Source organism: Glutamicibacter sp. JC586 (assembly GCF_009805585.1).
GTDB lineage: Bacteria > Actinomycetota > Actinomycetes > Actinomycetales > Micrococcaceae > Glutamicibacter.
The window spans coordinates 1-315 of sequence record NZ_VHIN01000020.1; the positions used below are offsets into that span (position 1 = coordinate 1).

The 315-nt window shown below is 54.0% G+C and carries 1 protein-coding gene; it reads right to left on the bottom strand.

Annotation, left to right across the window (positions count from 1 at the left end; all coding sequences use genetic code 11):
• Positions 1-6: 6 nt before the first annotated feature.
• Entirely contained in the window at positions 7-291 is a 285-nt protein-coding gene (locus FJV47_RS13450; protein ID WP_159612128.1) for an HU family DNA-binding protein, read from the bottom strand.
• Positions 292-315 lie beyond the last annotated feature (24 nt).

The following is a 315-nucleotide window of genomic DNA, read 5'->3' on the forward strand; positions in this document are numbered from 1 at the left end:
AGAAGCTTACTTCTTGGCAACAGCAGCCTTCAGCTTCGAACCAGCGGTCAGCTTGACCGAGTGGCCAGCTGGGATCTGGATTGCTTCGCCGGTCTGTGGGTTACGACCGGTGCGAGCTGCACGGTCAGTGCGCTCAACAGCCAAGTAACCTGGGATGGTTACCTTTTCGCCCTGGGAAATCTGGTCGACGAAAACTTCGAATACAGCATCCAGAACACCGTTAACGGCAACCTGGGAGTTTTCGGTCTTCGCTGCAACAGCAGCAACAAGTTCGCTACGGTTCATAGCCAATGTATTGTCCTCCTGGACTAGTGA